This is a genomic window from Lunatimonas sp. (genome assembly GCF_020832325.1).
Lineage (GTDB): Bacteria > Bacteroidota > Bacteroidia > Cytophagales > Cyclobacteriaceae > Lunatimonas.
On record NZ_JAFIEU010000031.1, the window covers coordinates 62,217 to 80,219 of the forward strand.

Consider the following 18,003-nt stretch of genomic DNA (forward strand, 5'->3'; position numbering starts at 1 on the left):
GATGAAGAACTTTTTTTTTCTTTTTGGATTGGTAGCGCTTTTTTCCTGTCAGGAGGAAGTTTACCTGGACCTTCGAAATCAGGAACGCGTACCGGTCATCGAGGCCTTCTGGACCGATAACCCCGCGTTAAATCGCGTGAAGATAAGCTATAGCAGAGATTATTACGATACCGCCTCCAACGAGTTAGAGAAAGAGGCGATGGTTACGATCACCAACCTTTCAACCGGGGAAGAGATCCCTTTTGGTTTTTCAGAGGATTTTCAACGATACCTTCCCAGAAGGTATTTTTCCGGAAGGAGGGGAGATATGTATAGGCTTGAGGTGCTTCTCGGTGACCAAGTATATGAATCGGAGGGCATGCTTTTAGAACCACCGGTGCTGGATAGCATTGTCTATCAGTTTAGGGAAGAAAGGTTGTTTTCAGAGGAAGGGTATTACCTGACAGTCTATGGTAAAATCCCCTTTGATACCGATAATTACTACCGTGTAAGGATTACCCGAAACGACACCCTTCTTAGCGGAAGGCAGGATTACTTATTGTTCGATGACACCTTTGGGACCTCCATTTTGGACAATGGTTTTGAGCTGGGGGGATTTGCATTCAAGGCGGGAGATAAGGTCAAGCTCGAGCTCTTTCGGCTAAACCGATCCGCCTACAATTACCTGAACGATCTGGTCAACTTACTTTTCAACGACGGAGGACTATTCAGTCCTCCACCCCAAAATCCCCGCTCGAACATTCGGTTGGTGCAAGGGACCGGGCGCGTAGAAGGGTACTTCGTAGTAGCTCCCGTACTTACCGAGACATTGACCATTCCGCTAGAATGACTAGGAAATACCCTCTCCTTGGTTGGCGGATTTCAATTGCCGAAGTTCTTCTTTCGAGTAGGCCATTTTGGTGATCAAAACAAATAAGATCGGCACTAGGGTAATGGTGAAGAATGTAGCTGTAAGCATCCCGCCGAGAACCGTCCATCCAATAGTTTGTCTGGCTACAGATCCTGCACCACCTGCAAAAGCCAAAGGCACTACGCCCAATATAAAAGCAAATGAGGTCATCAAGATGGGCCTTAACCGGAGTTTTGCGGCAATGGTAGCGGCTTTCTTGATAGGCACACCCCTGTCCACCCGTTCCTTGGCGTATTCCACGATGAGAATGGCATTTTTGGCCGCTAGCGCCACTAGGGTAAGTAGACCGATCTGCGCATAGACGTTGTTGGTCAACGAAGGGAATAACGAAAGGGTTACCATTGCTCCAAAGACCCCCGATGGTACAGCCAGTAACACCGAGAAGGGTACAGACCAACTTTCATACAAAGCAGTGAGGCATAGAAAAACAAACACGATGGATAATAGAAAAATGATCAGCGTACTGCTACCGGATTTAATTTCCTCACGACTGATTCCTGAGAAATCAATGTCAAAGCCTCCTGGTAGGGTGGAGGCTACGTCCCTGATTTGTTGGATCGCCTGACCGGAACTATAGCCACTTGCGGCATCCCCATTGATGGTGGCCGATCGGAACAAGTTAAAATGACTGATCAAGGGCGCGTTTTCCACTAGTTCTGTTTCCACCAAATTACTAATAGGTGTCATTTGTCCTTGATTGTTTTTTACAAAAAAGCTGCTAAGCGATTGAAGACTTTCACGGTACATGGTGTCTGCTTGGGCCACCACGCGGTAATTCCGTCCGTACAAGATAAAGTCGTTGACATAGATGCTACCAAGGTAGGTTTGGAGGGTCATAAAGGCTTCTCCGATATTTACTCCTTGACGGGCGGCCCTTTCCCGGTCCAGTTTGACCTTGTAGGCGAGCGTTGAGGCACTGAAAAAGCTAAACGCATTGGATATTTCGTCGGATTGGTTGAGTTGCCGAACGAAATCTTTTAGTTGGGTTTCAAATTCCTGTATGCTTCGAGAACCCTCCATCTCCTGCAATACCACACTAAAGCCCGAGGTACTGCCCAGTCCGGGGATCGCCGCCGGCGCCACAATAACAATGGATGCCTCGGGAAGTTTCTCTCCCAGTTCTTCCAGCAATCGGTCTCGGATTTCAAAAGCCCCTTGCCCTTCGCCCTTCCGTTCACTCCAAGGTTTCAATTGACAGAATACTGTTCCGCTGTTTGATTTGCTTGAAAAGTTCACCGCGTTAAGACCTGTAACGGCCGTGAAGTGAAAGATATCCTCCTCTTCTCCTAGGATATCCATCAGTTTGTTGATGGTTTCCAAACTGCGTGCGGTGGAGGCACCCTCTGGCAGCTCGTACGTAACAAAGAGGCGGCCTTCGTCCTCGTTGGGTATAAATCCCGTTGGTTTTTGGCTGAAAAGGAACCAAGTAAGTCCTCCCAATACTGCCAATCCAACCATAAATACACCCGTATACGCGTAGCTTTTGCTTACCAGCTTCTCGTATCGGAGGTTGGCCGCGTCAAATTTTCGGTTAAACCAATTGAAAAATCGATCGATGCCTCGGGATTTCTCATTGATTGTGATGGGTTTTAGAATCAGCGAACAAAGCGCCGGGGTTAGGGAAAGCGCCACGAAGCCGGAGATAAGGCCGGATGCAGCCACTGCCATCGCAAACTGCTGGTACAGCCGCCCTACGATCCCTGGGATGAATCCTACCGGAATAAATACAGCCGCCACGATGAGTGACATGGCGATGACCGGTCCGGCAATGTCCCCCATGGCTTTTTTTACGGCCTCTTTTGCGGATAGGCCCTCTCGCTCCATATAGGCCATGGTAGCCTCCACGACCACGATGGCGTCATCTACCACAATGCCTATCGCCAACACAAACCCAAACAGGGTCAGGTTATTGATCGAAAAGCCCAGTGGTAAGAAGAGTGCAAAAGTGCCAATGATCGAAACCGGAATGATCAGTATGGGGATCAGCGTGCTTCTCCAGTTTTGGAGAAACAAATACACCACAAAGGATACCAGCAAAAGTGCCAAAATCAGCGTTTCTACCACTTCTCCAATGGAAACCCGAACCACCGATGCCGATTCAAAAGGAATTACGTAATCGACGTCCTTAGGGAAAGATTCTTGCAACCTACTCATCGTTTCAATAATCCCTTCTTCTACGTCTAGAATATTGCTATCCGGCGTCTGAAACACGATGAGGTAGGCAGCTGGTTTTTTATCGGTAAAGTTGTTGACGCTGTAATCGAACCTTCCAAGTTCTACGCGAGCCACATCTTTCAGGTATACGATGCGGCCGTCGTTTTCTGATACCTTGAGGATTACATTTTCAAACTCCTCCTGTGTCTCCAGTCTCCCGTTGGTAAATAGGGTGTATTCAAACGCTTGGTATCCCTGTTGGGGTGGGGTTCCTATGGAACCTGCAGCAACCTGAATATTTTGTTGCCTTAGGGCATCGGTAATTTCACTGGCTGTAATACCTAATTGAAAAAGTTTGTCTGGTTGCAGCCAAATTCTCATGCTGAAATCCTGTGCACGGGTAAAAATATCTCCGACACCCGGTACCCGCAGCAGCTCGTCCTTTACATAGATATTGGCGTAGTTATTTAAAAAGTCGATCCCGTGGCTACCTTCGGGAGAAAAAAGAGAGACGATTAAAAGCAAACTTGGATTTCGTTGGCGAATGGTGATACCCAACCGCCTTACTTCCTCCGGTAATAGGGGTTCGGCCACGTTTATTCGGTTTTGTACCTCAACGGCTGCGGCATTGATATCTGTACCCACTTCAAAGGTGATGCTGATGGTCAGAAGGCCCTCATTGCTACTGGTGCTTTCCATGTAAGCCATACCTGGAGTGCCATTGATCTGGGTTTCCAAGGGAGTTGCTACCGTTTGTTCGATGGTCTCTGCGTCAGCGCCAGTGTAGGTGGCAGAGACCTGTATTACTGGTGGGGTTATCCTCGGATATTGGGATACGGGGAGATTCACGATCGCCAGGGTGCCCAAAAGAAGTATGAACAGGGAAATAACGATCGCGGCATTGGGCCGGTCGATGAAAAAAGCTGAAATCATTGATTTTCCTCCCTTTTTAGTTGAATGGGATCACCATCTGACAGGCGTTGTATTCCCGCAACGATCACTTGTTGTCCTTCCTCCAGGCCATCTTCTATTACAATTCGATCTTTTGTTCGAATGCCAGTTCTAACTCTTTTTTGCTCGGCCTTTCCTTCTGCCGCCGCGAAGACATAGATTTCTCCCAATCGCTCCACCAAGGCCCTGTGGGGGACGGTGATTTTCTGCCCTTCCACTGGTTTTCGCACCGTCAACCGGGTACTCATTCCGGGTTTGAGTAGGCCGTCCGGATTGGGAAAGCTAAGCCTAATTTGAATGGTCCCGGTACCGGGGTCTACTGCGCGGTCGATGTTTTCAATCTTTCCGGGAAAAGGATAGGCTTCCCGGTTTGCCATGGTGAGCTGGAATACGGAGTCTCTTGCTGCCAGTTCTTCATTCTTTTCCATTTCAAAATAAAAGGGGAGAGACTTCTCGTCTGCAAAAAAATCAAGACCTATCGGGTCATTGGAGCTGATTACGTTCAATGCGGTCTGTCCGGGATTTACCAACGCCCCCAACCTGACAGAGGAAAATCCTATGGTACCATCAAAGGGAGCCCTTACGGTGGCATAGTCAAGGTTCACCTTCGCATTGTCTACCTCTGCCTGTGCGCTGATCAATTCTTGCTCGGCATTGCTCATGGCGGTGCGTGCATCGTCGTATATTTGGGCAGCTACCGCATTGCCTTCTTTCAATCGCTCGTACCGTGAGAGGTCACGCTGAACTCGCTCATGGTTTGATTGCGCTATCCGAAGGCGGGAGGTGGCTTGATTCAGCGAGGCAGTGTATCGCGTTTGATCTATGCGGTATAGTACCTGGCCTTTGGTTACCTGCTGCCCATCTTTTACGGGGATGTCGATCACATAACCTACTACGTCTGCACGAAGCTCTACCTCTTTCAGTGCGACTATGGTTCCCGGATAGGTGTTTTCCTCCTTCACGGTTTCCAGTTTTGCCAAATCTACCGTGACAGTGGTAGGTTTTTCTTCCTTGGGAGCTTGCTTTGTGCAGCTCAAACAGCTCAGTAGGCAAAGGAATATCGCTAGGTTTTTGGTGGTTTCAATCATGGTTCTAGTTGGATTTCGCCTCTAGCCCGTTGCAGGGAGGCCTTGCTGGTCAAAACTCCAAACAAGGAGCGGTAGTAATTGATTCTTGCAGTTCGTAGGTCGGTTTCGGCTACGATCACTTCCAGAAAATTTTTGATTCCTTCCTCGTATTGTAGGCTGAGGATTTCGTAAATCTCTTCAGCAAGCTGTTTGTTTGCTTCTTGTGTTTTGAGTTGGTAAAGTTGCTTTTTGTAGGTGCTTAGTGCTTCCTGTAGTTCCGTGCTGATGGAATTGGTTAGGTCGGTTTTCTCCAGTTCCAGATTTCGGAGTCTCAGCGCGGCGATCCTCGAATCGTGATGTCTTTTACCACCTTGAAAGAGTGGATAGGTAAGGCGAATTCCCATAAGCGAATAGGGATAGGCCTGTTCGTATAGCGTACTTCCCACAGGACTAAGGAAAAGTATGTTGTAATTGTAAAAAGCGGATAGTGTCGGTAGGAATCTGCGCTTCTCATATTTCAATGCAACATCCTGTAGCGCAAGTTGAGTTTGCAATAGTTGGTACTCGATACGCTGTTCGGGTTGAAAGCCCTGGAGGGTATCCGCATGGATTTCCATAAGCAGGTTTTCGTACGAAGCCTGTAGCTTCAGATCGGAAGAGGCCGGCCTACCTAGCAGGGCGTTAAGCTGTGCTTTTCGGATTTCTATGTCCTGCTGATACTGATAGAGGGACGCTTGGGTGTTTTGGAGCGTCATTTTAGCCCGTTTGAGGTCTATCTGATCGGTCAGACCAGCTTCAAAGAGCAGTTCGGCATCTTCCAGTTGTTTTTGTTGCCGCCGAAGATCTTCCCGTGTGAGGCTTACCTGCTCTTGGGCCAATAGCACCTCATAAAACGTTTGGGTAACGACCACCGTCAGGTCAATCTTTAATTCTTCCAGTAATTGATCTGCTTGTTTGCGTTGATCGCTTGACTGCTGACGATCCCTGATCAATTCGTTGTTGATCAATTGTTGGTCTGCAGAGAAACTCAGGCTTGAATTAAAAGGAACACCCGTGCGCACCTCCTGAAACTCTCCTGACTCTGGATTATTGAAATCAGGGAATATGGCCACAGGTTGGCTAAAATACCGGTTATAATCCCCAATCATGCCAAGTTGCGGAAGCCAGCCAGAAAGGGCAGATTTAACCTGATGATCGGTGATGGACCGTTGGTTTTCAAATTGCTTTAGCACGGGGTTGTTGTCCATCGCCATTTCCAATACCGCTGCCAAATCCAACGCTTGTTGCTGTCCCAGTACCTTTCCGGATATCCCAATATAGAGGGTCAGTAACACATAGATAAAGTTTCTTACCATTTTAAGATAAAAAGTTTCGTTCCGATTACCAGCTTTGGGTTCGGATTGGTTTAGAGGGCTCGTCCGCTAGAGGAGCAGACCAAAAGCCAATGCAAGTTAGTGATTTTTCGCTGTGTCAAGAAAGGTCTGCTACCCAGTTTGCACTTTTTTCCCAAAGATCTTCCCTCAGTTTTTTTGAGTTCGCCAGTTTGGAAGGAGTGACTGGCTTACTTTTTTTGAAGTATGCCCCATTCCATTCTTTCTTGATAGCGGATGTGGCTAGAAAAAGAGTGGTCTGTGCCCCAGCTTTGGCTGTAATCATAAAAGGTTGGGAAAGTTTGATCAATAATTTGAACACGCCAGTAAAATCTCCACCAAAGTTGGTCTTTACTACTCCCGGGTGCAGGGAAAATGTACCAAGACCTTGGGAACCGTACTTCTCTTGGAGGGATTTGGAAAATAGGATATTGTATAATTTCGCATTGGCGTATGCGGGAAAGGAACTGTAGTTGGCTGCGTTGGTAACTTCATTAAGTTTTGGATTTGCCGCCCTATGCGCTTCCGAGCTTACATTGATGATACGCGGGGTAGGTGTTTTAAGCAACAAGGGGAGCAATTTTTGGGTCAATAGGAAATGTCCCAAATGGTTTACCTGAAACGTGGTTTCAAATCCGTCGCGGGTGATTGTACCTTTAGGGAAGATACCTCCGGCATTGTTGATCAATAGATCCAGGGAAGTGACTTTTTCTCGGACGTAGTCAGCTGCCGCAGCTACCGATTTCAAATCCTCTAAATCACAAAAAACTACTTCAAAGCGGTCTTTCGGTAAGTCGGCCGGAAGATCGGCTAGGAGAGATTCGGCTTTCTTCTGATTTCTCACAAGCAAAAATAAACGATCGCATTTATCACTGAGACCTTTGACGGTTTCAGCACCAATCCCGGAGGTGCATCCGGTGATGACAATATTCATAGAGAGGGGTGTTTACGGGTTTGTTTACGGTTACTAACTGGATAACTCTTGATATTGTTCGTTTTGCATACATTTTTCTCGATTTCATAGGTAGTGTGCGGGCTGGGATGGTCCCCCTGCGGACGAAGTTTTTTTACCTGTGGGATTTAAGCAGGTTTTTTTTAACGGTGTATGCGGAAGTTTTTTGGTGAGATTAGCAGCGTAAATTCCAGCCGGTATGCCTAAAAAAGCCGGCGATACGCTATTTTTTTCTATTTTTGTCCTATAAAATTTTACCATTTCACCCAGCATCAGCAGATTGAAGTATCCACCTATTGGATTAGAACGGTATAAGTCAGTCGTTTGTAGGCATACGCAATGTGATGGCAGGGGCATTATTGAAGGAGTTCCAACGTGGAAGACAGCAAAAAATTTATAGACATAAAGAAGGTCATTGGCGAAAAAAACCCGGCGTTGCTCAAATGGATGCCGCGGTTTGTACTGTCCTATATCAAACGGATCGTGCACGAAAATGACATCAACAATATTATGTCTAAACACGGTCATCTTCAGGGGTTAGATTTTGTGGATGCGCTTATCGGAGAGTTTGGTGTTCAGACATCCCTCCATGGTGCCGAAAACATACCGAAGGACCGACCGGTGATTTTTGCCTCAAACCACCCGCTCGGTGGCTTGGATGGGATCGTGCTGATGCATGTGCTGGGAAAATACAGAAGGGATCTGAGATTTCTGGTAAACGACATCCTGCTGAACATCCCCAATTTTGATGGGCTGTTTGTTCCGGTCAATAAACACGGGGGACATGGAAAACGGGGAGTGGAGCTTATCGAGCGTACTTATGCTTCGGATGAGGCGGTTTTGATTTTTCCCGCAGGCTTGGTCTCCCGCAAGCAAGAGTTAGGAATTAAGGATTTGGAGTGGAAAAAGAGCTTTATCAACAAAGCCAAGAAATACAAAAAAGACGTGGTCCCTGTCTATATGGATGGTAAAAACTCCGCTTTTTTCTATGGTCTTGCAGACTACAGGAAAAAACTGGGGATCAAGGCCAACGTGGAGATGTTTTATCTAGCCGACGAGATGTTTGCTCAGAGAAACAAAAAAATCTCCGTCCATATAGGAAAACCCATTTCTTACCAGTATTTTGATGATTCGAAAAGTGACAGGTACTGGGCGGAAGAAGTTAAAAAAATGGTTTACGACATCGCCCAAGATAAATGACATGTATGCAAGAGATTATAGCTCCGGTAGATAGAGCACTAATACATAAGGAACTGACACCAGAAAGGTTTTTGCGGTACGTTAATAACGGAGAAAACGAGATTTACCTGGTCAACCACCATAATGCCCCAAACGTGATGCTGGAGATCGGGCGCTTGCGGGAGGTTTCCTTTCGGTCTGCGGGAGGAGGTACTGGTTTGCCTTTTGATATAGACGACAACGATACCTGTGAAAATTGTTACGATCAATTGCTTGCATGGAATCCAGAGGACCAAGAAATCATTGCAGGATACCGGTTAATCAAGTGCTTGGATGCGGGGTATAATGATCACGGGGAGATTAACCTTTCCACAGCCCATTTGTTCCGGTTTTCAGATAAGTTTAAATCGGACTATTTGCCGTATACCATTGAGTTGGGCCGTTCGTGGGTTCAGCCAAATTACCAACCAAGCATAGATAATCGGAAGGGATTGTTTTCCTTGGACAATCTCTGGGATGGATTGGGAGCCGTAGTCATGATGAACCCAGATGTAAAGTATCTCTTTGGAAAGGTGACCATGTATCCACATTACAATACCGAGGCTAGGGATGTGTTGATTTATTTTATGAATCATTATTTTCCCGATCAGGAGCGTCTGGTTGAGCCAATTGACCTGCTAAGTTACAAGGGAGACATTTCACACATTGACGGGATGTTTGAAAGTCTTCCCTATAAAGAAGGGTATAAACTGCTCAATACAACGGTTCGAAACCTCGGAGAAAATATCCCCCCTCTCATCAATACGTATATGAATCTTTCTTCCACCATGAAAACCTTCGGTACGAGTATGAATTACGAGTTTGGTGCCGTAGAGGAAACCGGGATTCTGTTGACCATCGCCGATATTTACGATACGAAGAAACACCGTCATTTGGATACCTTCGAGAGGGACCGTCACTTCGGCAAACGAAACAAACGCTAACCCTACGCTTCTGGATCGGTGATGGATAGAAAAGGAGAGATACCACTGTTTCCGTTTGGCAGGACTGGGTTGTCATTACCCCGTATGGTTTTCGGCAGTAGCGATCTGGGTAATTTGTATCGTGAAATGCCCTTAGACCAGAAATTGGGAATTATCCGCCAATGTTTGGCCCTAACGGGTTCCCACACCGTGTTTGATTCAGCAGGGAAATATGGTGCTGGATTGGCATTGGAAGTGATCGGAGAGTGTCTGCATCAACTGGGCGTGCCGGCAAATGAAGTGGTTATCAGTAACAAGCTGGGTTGGGTTAGAACACCCTTAAAGGGACCGGAGCCCACGTTTGAGCCCGGCATCTGGAAGGGATTAAAGTACGATGCGATACAAAAAATAGGCTATCGTGGAATCATAGACTGCTTTGAAGAGGGCAATGAGCTGCTCAAGCACTACGTGCCCCAACTTGTAAGTGTCCATGACCCAGATGAGTATTTGGACAGCGCCCCTACAGAATCAGTCAGAAATCATCGATTTGAAGATATATTAGAAGCCTACCGAGCCTTGGGAGATCTCAAGCGGGAAGGAAGGATCGCTGGCATAGGTGTAGGTGCCAAGAACTGGAGAGTGATTCCGGAAATCTACCAACACGTGGAGCTAGATTGGGTCATGGTGGCAAATAGCCTAACGTTGTATGAACACCCTGACGAGCTGCTTGCATTTATCGGAAGACTTGAACGTGAGGGTGTAGCGGTGATCAATGCAGCCGTTTTTAACGGAGGATTTTTAGTAGGTGGAGACCGATACAATTACCAACTCCTAGACCCCAATAATCCCAATGATGTCGAGAAGCTAAGATGGAGACGAGCATTTCATCGGATTTGCTATCAGCACGATGTGAAACCCTCGCATGCTTGTATACAGTTTGGCATGTCGGTGCCGGGTATCAACAGCGTAGCGTTAAGTACTGTGGATGAGAATCGTGTAGTAGAAAACTTTCAAGCCACTCAGCACCCTTTACCCGCCGCTTTTTGGCAAGAAATGAAATCCTCCGAATTGCTGCCTGATTTTAGCTTTCTATAAACCATATAACCTTGAAACGTACATGCCACAATCTACACAACCTGCAAAAGCCGCTTTGATTTCCAAAAGGGACTTCTGGCCGTTTTTATTGCTTACCATGCTCTTTGCCCTTTGGGGAGTTGCTCATAACATGACGGATACGCTGCTAGCAGCTTTTAAGCGGATCATGAGTATGACTGATTTTCAGACCTCCTGGATTCAGTTGGCATTTTACGGATCGTATTTTTGTTTGGCGCTGCCTGCAGCTTTGTTTATTCGCAAGTATACCTACAAGTCCGGGATTCTATTGGGCTTGGGTCTTTTTGCCATTGGGGCTTTGCTATTTTATCCCGCGAGCATCCTGATGTCGTATGGTTTTTTCTTGTTTGCACTTTACGTCCTCGCAGGTGGGCTATCGGTATTGGAGACTGCCGCAAATCCCTATATTCTGGTTATAGGTCCCCAAGAGACGGCCACGCAACGCCTTAATTTGGCCCAGTCTTTCAATCCCATTGGCTCCATATTGGGTGTTTACATGAGTAAGGTGTTTATACTTTCTAAATTAAATACCGCAGAAGCCTCTGACAGAACCTCTATGGACCCGGAAAGCTTAAAGGCCATTCAGACCGAAGAGTTGGCTGGTGTAATGGGGACTTACGTCGGGGTGGCCTTGTTTTTGGTGTTGGTGTGGTTTGTGATCAAGGCTGTACGTATGCCTGTTGCTTCAGAGACAGTCGAAAAGGATGGCGTGATTTCAGGGTTCCGCAGGTTGTTGAAAAACAGGAATTACACCTTGGGGGTTATGGCCCAGTTTTTTTATGTGGGTGCGCAGATTGGGGTGTGGTCTTTTACGATCCGGTATGTCATGGTGGAGTTAAATATGAATGAAAGTGATGCCTCCGATTATTATTTGCTTTCTTTGATTTTGTTTGCAGCCAGTAGGTTTGTGTTCACTGCGTTGATGAAATATTTTAAGCCGTCGCTGCTGCTGGCGGTATCTGCTTTAGCAGCTACTTTATGTAGTTTGATGGTCATTTATTCCAGCGGGATGGTTGGAGTTATTTCCCTGGTTTTGGTGTCGGTATGTATGTCGTTGATGTTTCCGACAATATATGGGCTTTCTGCGGTGGGTCTTGGTAATGACACGAAGCTAGGCGGTTCCGGATTGATCATGGCTATCTTAGGAGGTGCAGTGATTACGGCCATCCAAGGTCAGGTATCAGACACTACCGGTAGCATCGGCATGTCTTACTGGGTGCCTGTAGTCTGCTTTGTGGTAGTTATGGCGTTTGGGTTGAATAATTTCTACTCCAAACGAAAACTAGCACCTGCTCCCACTATGGTGAACCCTAGCTAGGAGGCTGTTGATGCGTTAGCCATTCTTGTTGGAATTTGGTCCCAAAAGCATTTACGGGTCCTGATTCGTTTTCAGTTTCCTACTTATTAAAATCCTTCGTTTGGTCAAGTCCCAACTGGCCTACAGACGAGGGATTTTTTTTGATAAATCGCCTTATTTATTTTGGGTTTTTTTATTTTGTCAAAATAAAAAATTATATTCCGAAATGGCTCACCCGGATCAAAAATACATCGATGCGCTTTTGACGAACGATCAAAAAGTACTGAAAGAGCTATACGCCAACTACTCTGCAAAGATCAAGTGGATGGTATTGAAAAACAACGGCTCGGAGCAAGATGCCGGTGATATCATACAAGAAAGTCTGATAGTTATATACCGACGGGCATTAAAGGGAGACTTTGTTTTGACATGCCCTTTTGATGCCTATTTTTATATGGTATGTAAAAAAAGATGGCTGAACGTGCTCTCAAAAAGAAAATCCAATCCGACGGTAACAATCGAAGAGGACCAAAGATATATACCCGGAGAGGATAGTTTCAGGCTCGCTGAGGAAACATTGGAAGATGAAGAGAGGCTTCAATTGCTCAAGGAGAAAATTAAGGAGCTAGGGGAGGCGTGCCGGGAATTATTACGGTTAAGTTGGTCAGGCAAATCCATGGAAGAAGTGGCGTCGCTGTTGAATTATACGTACGGATATGCCAGGAAAAAGAAATCCGAATGCCTAGGTAGGGTGGTAGAGTTGGTCAAGAAGTCACCAGAGTACACAAAGTTAAAATGGTAATTCATGGAAACGGATAGATATAACGATTTTGAACGGTATCTGATCGGAGATATGTCCACAGAAGAACGGACAACCTTTGAAATGAAACTGAGTGATGATCCGGAGTTAAAGAAGGATTTCATGATTTACCGTCGAATCGAAGCGGAAATGAATGCCTCGTATCGCTCATCGGAAAAGGAAAGGGGTCTGAAGGATTCACTGAATAGGTTAAATGAGGATTTCATCATTTCACGTAGAGACAAGACTTCCCGGCATCTTTTCCTGTCTCCGGTGTTAAAAGGTGTTGCGGCTGTTTTTTTCTTGCTAACCGGCGTCTATCTGTTGTATATGACCGTATCGAAAGATATTTCTCAAGAAGTGTCTACGTATTATGCGGAGAACTACGTGACCCTTAGCCAAACCATGGGGTTGGCAGAAGAAGGAATACAGGTAGGAATCGCTGCCTATAATCAGGGAGACTATCGTGAGGCTGTAGCTATTTTTACAGATGTTTTGGATCGCGACCCCGAAAATAGCGAAGCATTGAAAAACCTGGGGTTGAGTTACCTTGCAATGAAGGATTATGCATCTGCATTGCATGCATTCGATCAATATAGTCGTATTCCCGATTTATTCGTCAACGATGGACTTCTGCTTCAAGCAATCACGCTTTTATTGCGGAATGAACCCAGCGACTCGGAAAAAGCGGAAGGAGTATTGAAGGAGATCGTGTTGGGAAATCAACCTGGGAAAGTGCAGGCGGAGGCTTGGCTTAAGAAATTAAAGTGATGCATTGTATGTGTAGTTTAATAGAGAAAACAGCCCGTCTGTGAGATTGCGAAGTGCCTTTTGGATCGTATAAATGGAGTGATTTTGGAGAGGGGATTTTAGTGTTTATGGTGGATTGAATAGTGTTATTTGAGTTTTCAAGACACGAAAATGTAGGTTGGATTTTGATTGTATACAGATGTGAAGAACTAAAATATATGTTTATAGAAAGATTTCTTTCACTTATCAATGTTAAGCATTGAACTTTCGAAGGTTTCGTGTGAAAATTTATTTTTGCATATCATTGTAAACATTGTATAATTTTACGTAGTTAGCTATTCTTTACAGGAAAAAATTGGAATCTGGGGAGTTGAAATTAAGAAAAAAGTCATGAAGGTAATTGTTACAGGGAGAGAAGTGTTTGGTCCTGCATGTAATCGTGCAGACCTTTCGTGGGGAGAGTTTGTGGCATGGAGCGGTTTGACGCAGCTCGAGGAGTTGGTTTCCTTGGATCCCTATTTTAACGTTCCGATTAACGGTCTGCAGGCTACATATCATACGCTGGGCGATCTAATGGAGGGTGTCGTTACGCTAACGCGAGAGCTTTCGGCAGGCCTGACCTCTGCGTTGGATTTTCCTCAAGGTTTTAATTTGCTGGTTACCGTTGTTCATCAGTCAACGGATGAAGGGCTCCTTTCGGAAGCAGATTTTGAATTTTTAGGTTATGACATCGTGCATCAGTCAGCGGGCCATAGTATTTTGGTCCAGCTCGGTTGGCTAGCTGGTGCCGCATTTTCCGTTGACGTTAATCGGTACGGTCTATTGCGGGACAAAGCCTCAGCAGACATCATGTTATCTGCATTCAGAGAAAATTACCCCGAGATGGGGCTGGCACAGGGCAGTATGGCTGCGGTCTGGCGGCACAAGACGATTGGGAGAGATGTGCTGTATGGCATGGTCGGGGAATCTGCTGAGCTAAGCCCTGTTCATAGCTGAATAATTGCATACGTACCAATGATATAAGTTTTCTATAAAAAGAATGGTCAATGAGGCTGCCTTGAAAGGGTGGCCTTTTTTGCTTGTCTATAGTACGTGTTGGCTGTATGGCCTGCAATTTTTGGGTTCATTTTTTTCGTTTAACGCCCCAGGTTGGTAGGTTGAATTTTTTGAAGTTTTAAGGTAACAATCAGTCAAGTTTCGGATATAAGAGCATAACTGATTGACACAGGTATCACATGACACTTCATTGCAGAGCTTTTCTAACAGAAATGATTTTGGTAGCAGTCATGTTGCTGGTGGGGTTTTGGTGGTTTGGAGACTGTCTAAATAGCGCAGAAGCCATTTACCTCAATACCAGCTTTGGATCAACTGCAACCGCCGCACCGACTTATCTGCCTGTGCGGAATAGTGTGCCAAACCCGATTCATTATGAAAAGCATACCCACAGCAACATGAGGTCTACACGGGGATTCCGGGAAATGTAGTTTTTCTAACGCTAGAGGACCCATCCGGAAAAATATACATAGATCCGTCTGGTAAACGTACCGAGCAACCAATTACAAGCGATAGCGATGTTAAAATGGATAAAAGTAGTCGAAATGACTTTTTTTAGAACCGTCAGCTTAGATAGGTTTAAGACGAATGTTTTGGCATCAGCGACAAGGTTGGAAGGCGAGGAAAAAAGCAAAGATGAAGAAATGGTTTTTAGCTTAACAGAACATGCACGTTTTGGAATTAGGCCTCCAGTTTCCGTCGAAATATCACGTACCCATTCAGGCATCCGGATGTATACCTTTACTCCCGTTTCTTTCCGAAGCACAGGAAAGTTCGAATTTAACATACCCATGGATCCCGAATCATTCATCAGAACCCAATTCAGGTTATTTTTCCATACATCCGGCACCTGGTCCGCAGCTCCGGGTAAGGATCCGGAGGGCAAGGCATACTACCGGGTATATAGCGCCTATGCGGCCGGTTGGGCAAGAATTTTTGTATTACCGAGTGTACAGGACTCGTATTCGGAGTGGGCCGTTTCCGTCAGAATACTGACCATGACCGTGGAATCCACACCGGAAGATTTGGATTGTAGAAATTACCGCCAGGTTTGCTCATTGTTTCGGAGCAAAAAAATGTAGCCTATTCAAAAATAGTTTTGGATTAGGGGTAACACAAATAGTACACAATGGATATATCGGTGCAATAAGAGAATAAACCAAAAAGAAATAAGCTATGAAATCCAAGTCTAATACCGTTCAAAACACATTCAGGTTTTTACTGACGCTGCTAGGTATGGGGATTATTGTTTCCTGTATGCCGGATGATGGTCAGTACCGGGAACATAGTTTGCTGACGCAGTCCACCTTGGATGAGATATCGAGAATGTTACCGGCCATACCTGTTTTTAGCGCACAGGCTATGAACATCAGTACACGTAATTCAACCCCGAGAAGGCAGGTATATGTCGTCAGAGAGGTGGATTTTCAGCAGCATGCCGTGATACATATCAAGTTAACGCATTCGGGCTTGCAGCAGGGATCGCGCTGCGAAGTGATCCTCGTGGATGCTAGAGGCAGGCAGTACCAGTTGCCTGGTATGGGCTGGGATAGAAATTCCCGGTATGGTGTGTCTTGGATAAACGATGGATTACTTGCCTTGGAGCTACTAAGTGGACCCGGAGAGCATTATCCAGAGCTGCTTTTATGGGTAATTGATAGCTAGAGTTATACTACTCCTACTTGGATTACCAACAGAGAGCCTAACGAAGCAAAATTGCTGTCCGAACAGCAATAACTACCACATCCACCATTGTCCCGAGTTTATTGAGTTTGAAGGTTCAAGAAATACAATATAAAACTATATTTTATGGTAATTTATTTGAATAAAAATATCGAAAAAACTCAAAATGTAAGTATAAAATTTGTAAACAATAAAAAAAATATCCATATTCAACACTAATTGGGCGTTTCACCCCAGATACTGGTTATCTATGGTGAGATTTCCCACTAACCCTAAAACCCTTCTACCATGCCTACTACTCAAAACCTAGACCCAAAAGGAGGAAGTTCTTCCGAGTTGTTCAAAAACCTGATCCATTTTAGATTGAATCCTGCGAATATCCATCAGTCTGTATCCCTGGCTAGGAAGATAAAGGCTGCAGAGATACAATATAGTTGGACAGAGAAAGGTAAAATGGATCCTTTAGATCTGATTTTTTTGGAAAGCCAATATTTTCCCGATGATTTACTTTTATTAAAAACCAATTCAGGATCTTATAGTAGCTTAGTAAATTTCAAGGGAGATCCTGCGGAAAGATCTTCGATTCTGCATTACCAATATTCGTTTAAGGCTTGTGCATTTGGAAAGGGGGAATGCTGCTTAGATGTTGTGGGAAGGGAATTAAACAGGCTAAGTCCAACCGATTTTCAGCCTTTGGATAAGAGGATGAATGAAGGAAAGCTAAAGCAGATTGTAATTGCGGTCTTGGACACCGGAATTGTCCCAGGGCTTATCCCAGAGGAGTATTTGTGGGAAGATCCTTCTGTTGAAAAGGAGGGGGACTTTCTGGATAATGTCAAGAATGGAGTCTACGGTAGAAACTTTGTTTCGGAATCGGAATCACCTGTAAAAGACGAGTTCGGCAAAATGGTCCTGAGAGATCCGGTAAACTTGGATATTACCGACGACTATCCACTGCTGCATGGCACCATGATGTGCGCCTATATCATCAATCAGTTTCGTGATTCGGAGTATGCGGTAAAAATCATGTGTTTGAAAACCCACAAATCAGATGGTACCGGAAATTTGGAAGATATCTATCGGGCTATCCACTTTGCGAGGTACCATGAAGCAGATTTTATACATGCTAGCTGGGTATTTCCTGCAAATATGAATGAGAGTTATAGTATTCTAAGGGATGGGATACAGCAGGCATTTTTTGAAAAAAACACACTGCTCGTCACGGTATCCGGTAATAAGGACAACGAATCTGCCAATCAACATTTTTTTCCAGCAAAATTTGGAGATAGGGCAGGGAATCACCCCTTGGGTGTATTGGTAGCGGTTACTGTTTCTCAAGATCACTCTACTGTGTCTCCTTTTGAAGTGAGTGACAAAACCTATGTGGATTTTGGGGTTCCCTGTGACAAGGAAGAACATGGTCACTACTTATTTGAACTGCCATTAAAAACCAATAATGGCGAATTGTACTATCAGCAAGGAGGGTCTATCGCTGCTGCGATTACAACGGGGTTTTTGGCGTCAAGGCTTCCGGAAATGTTGTATTTAAATAGAAAAAGTAGGGGGAAGCAAGGATTTTTGGAATACGATAGTCAATCTACCTTTTTGGTATATCCGGAACTGGCAGACGGTATCATTGGTGGGCGGGTGTTGAATCTTGCCCAAAACGCAAGTGGGCTATGATCGTCTGTAGATGCGCCAGGTACTTGTATTTAGTTGGCTTGTGTACGGTCTTATGGCCGGGGTGTAGTAATTGTTCCTTC

General features: G+C 45.3%; 16 protein-coding genes. 12 read left to right on the forward strand and 4 right to left on the reverse strand.

Features of this window, described 5'->3' with window-relative positions; all coding sequences use genetic code 11:
- The first annotated feature begins 1 nt into the window (after position 1).
- The gene (locus JJU34_RS11840; protein ID WP_228692583.1) at positions 2 to 829 is read left to right on the forward strand and encodes a DUF4249 family protein; all 828 of its coding nucleotides are present in this window, start codon (positions 2 to 4) and stop codon (positions 827 to 829) included.
- On the opposite strand, the gene JJU34_RS11845 is transcribed toward JJU34_RS11840, so the two are convergent.
- From JJU34_RS11845 to JJU34_RS11860, 4 genes are all read right to left on the reverse strand, one after another.
- Positions 830 to 3,997 carry an efflux RND transporter permease subunit gene (locus tag JJU34_RS11845; RefSeq protein ID WP_228692584.1) on the reverse strand — a complete coding sequence of 1,056 codons (3,168 nt, stop codon included), beginning with the start codon at positions 3,995 to 3,997 and terminating at the stop codon, positions 830 to 832.
- Positions 3,994 to 5,103, reverse strand: coding sequence for an efflux RND transporter periplasmic adaptor subunit (locus tag JJU34_RS11850; RefSeq protein WP_228692585.1), 1,110 nt, complete (start codon positions 5,101 to 5,103; stop codon positions 3,994 to 3,996). Before JJU34_RS11850 ends, JJU34_RS11845 begins: the two co-directional genes overlap by 4 nt.
- Positions 5,100 to 6,437: a TolC family protein gene (locus tag JJU34_RS11855; RefSeq protein WP_228692586.1), complete on the reverse strand. Its 1,338-nt coding sequence runs from the start codon at positions 6,435 to 6,437 to the stop codon at positions 5,100 to 5,102. The genes JJU34_RS11850 and JJU34_RS11855 overlap by 4 nt, the downstream gene beginning before the upstream one ends.
- Before the next feature lie 115 nt (positions 6,438 to 6,552).
- Positions 6,553 to 7,386, reverse strand: coding sequence for an SDR family NAD(P)-dependent oxidoreductase (locus JJU34_RS11860; RefSeq protein WP_228692587.1), 834 nt, complete (start codon positions 7,384 to 7,386; stop codon positions 6,553 to 6,555).
- Positions 7,387 to 7,779: 393 nt separating this feature from the next.
- Between JJU34_RS11860 and JJU34_RS11865 the strand changes: the two genes are divergently transcribed.
- The 11 genes from JJU34_RS11865 (at position 7,780) to JJU34_RS11915 (ending at position 17,923) form a co-directional block, all read left to right on the forward strand.
- Positions 7,780 to 8,604 carry a 1-acyl-sn-glycerol-3-phosphate acyltransferase gene (locus JJU34_RS11865; protein WP_228692588.1) on the forward strand — a complete coding sequence of 275 codons (825 nt, stop codon included), beginning with the start codon at positions 7,780 to 7,782 and terminating at the stop codon, positions 8,602 to 8,604.
- Positions 8,605 to 8,609: 5 nt separating this feature from the next.
- Complete coding sequence (locus JJU34_RS11870; RefSeq protein ID WP_228692589.1) at positions 8,610 to 9,566, forward strand: GNAT family N-acetyltransferase; 957 nt, start codon at positions 8,610 to 8,612, stop codon at positions 9,564 to 9,566.
- A 21-nt stretch (positions 9,567 to 9,587) separates the two neighbouring features.
- Positions 9,588 to 10,640, forward strand: a complete 1,053-nt coding sequence (locus JJU34_RS11875) for an aldo/keto reductase (protein ID WP_228692590.1) — start codon at positions 9,588 to 9,590, stop codon at positions 10,638 to 10,640.
- A gap of 22 nt (positions 10,641 to 10,662) precedes the next feature.
- Positions 10,663 to 11,976 carry an L-fucose:H+ symporter permease gene (gene fucP / locus JJU34_RS11880; protein WP_228692591.1) on the forward strand — a complete coding sequence of 438 codons (1,314 nt, stop codon included), beginning with the start codon at positions 10,663 to 10,665 and terminating at the stop codon, positions 11,974 to 11,976.
- Positions 11,977 to 12,181: 205 nt separating this feature from the next.
- Entirely contained in the window at positions 12,182 to 12,757 is a 576-nt protein-coding gene (locus JJU34_RS11885; protein ID WP_228692592.1) for a sigma-70 family RNA polymerase sigma factor, read from the forward strand.
- Between the two features lie 3 nt (positions 12,758 to 12,760).
- Positions 12,761 to 13,525, forward strand: coding sequence for a tetratricopeptide repeat protein (locus JJU34_RS11890; RefSeq protein ID WP_228692593.1), 765 nt, complete (start codon positions 12,761 to 12,763; stop codon positions 13,523 to 13,525).
- A gap of 369 nt (positions 13,526 to 13,894) precedes the next feature.
- A complete protein-coding gene (locus JJU34_RS11895; protein WP_228692594.1) occupies positions 13,895 to 14,500 on the forward strand; it encodes a hypothetical protein in 606 nt (201 codons plus the stop codon).
- A gap of 239 nt (positions 14,501 to 14,739) precedes the next feature.
- Positions 14,740 to 14,988: a hypothetical protein gene (locus JJU34_RS11900; protein ID WP_228692595.1), complete on the forward strand. Its 249-nt coding sequence runs from the start codon at positions 14,740 to 14,742 to the stop codon at positions 14,986 to 14,988.
- Between the two features lie 114 nt (positions 14,989 to 15,102).
- The gene (locus tag JJU34_RS11905; RefSeq protein ID WP_228692596.1) at positions 15,103 to 15,639 is read left to right on the forward strand and encodes a hypothetical protein; all 537 of its coding nucleotides are present in this window, start codon (positions 15,103 to 15,105) and stop codon (positions 15,637 to 15,639) included.
- A 94-nt stretch (positions 15,640 to 15,733) separates the two neighbouring features.
- Positions 15,734 to 16,222 carry a hypothetical protein gene (locus JJU34_RS11910; protein WP_228692597.1) on the forward strand — a complete coding sequence of 163 codons (489 nt, stop codon included), beginning with the start codon at positions 15,734 to 15,736 and terminating at the stop codon, positions 16,220 to 16,222.
- Positions 16,223 to 16,528: 306 nt separating this feature from the next.
- The gene (locus JJU34_RS11915; protein WP_228692598.1) at positions 16,529 to 17,923 is read left to right on the forward strand and encodes a S8 family serine peptidase; all 1,395 of its coding nucleotides are present in this window, start codon (positions 16,529 to 16,531) and stop codon (positions 17,921 to 17,923) included.
- The last annotated feature ends 80 nt before the right edge of the window (positions 17,924 to 18,003 follow it).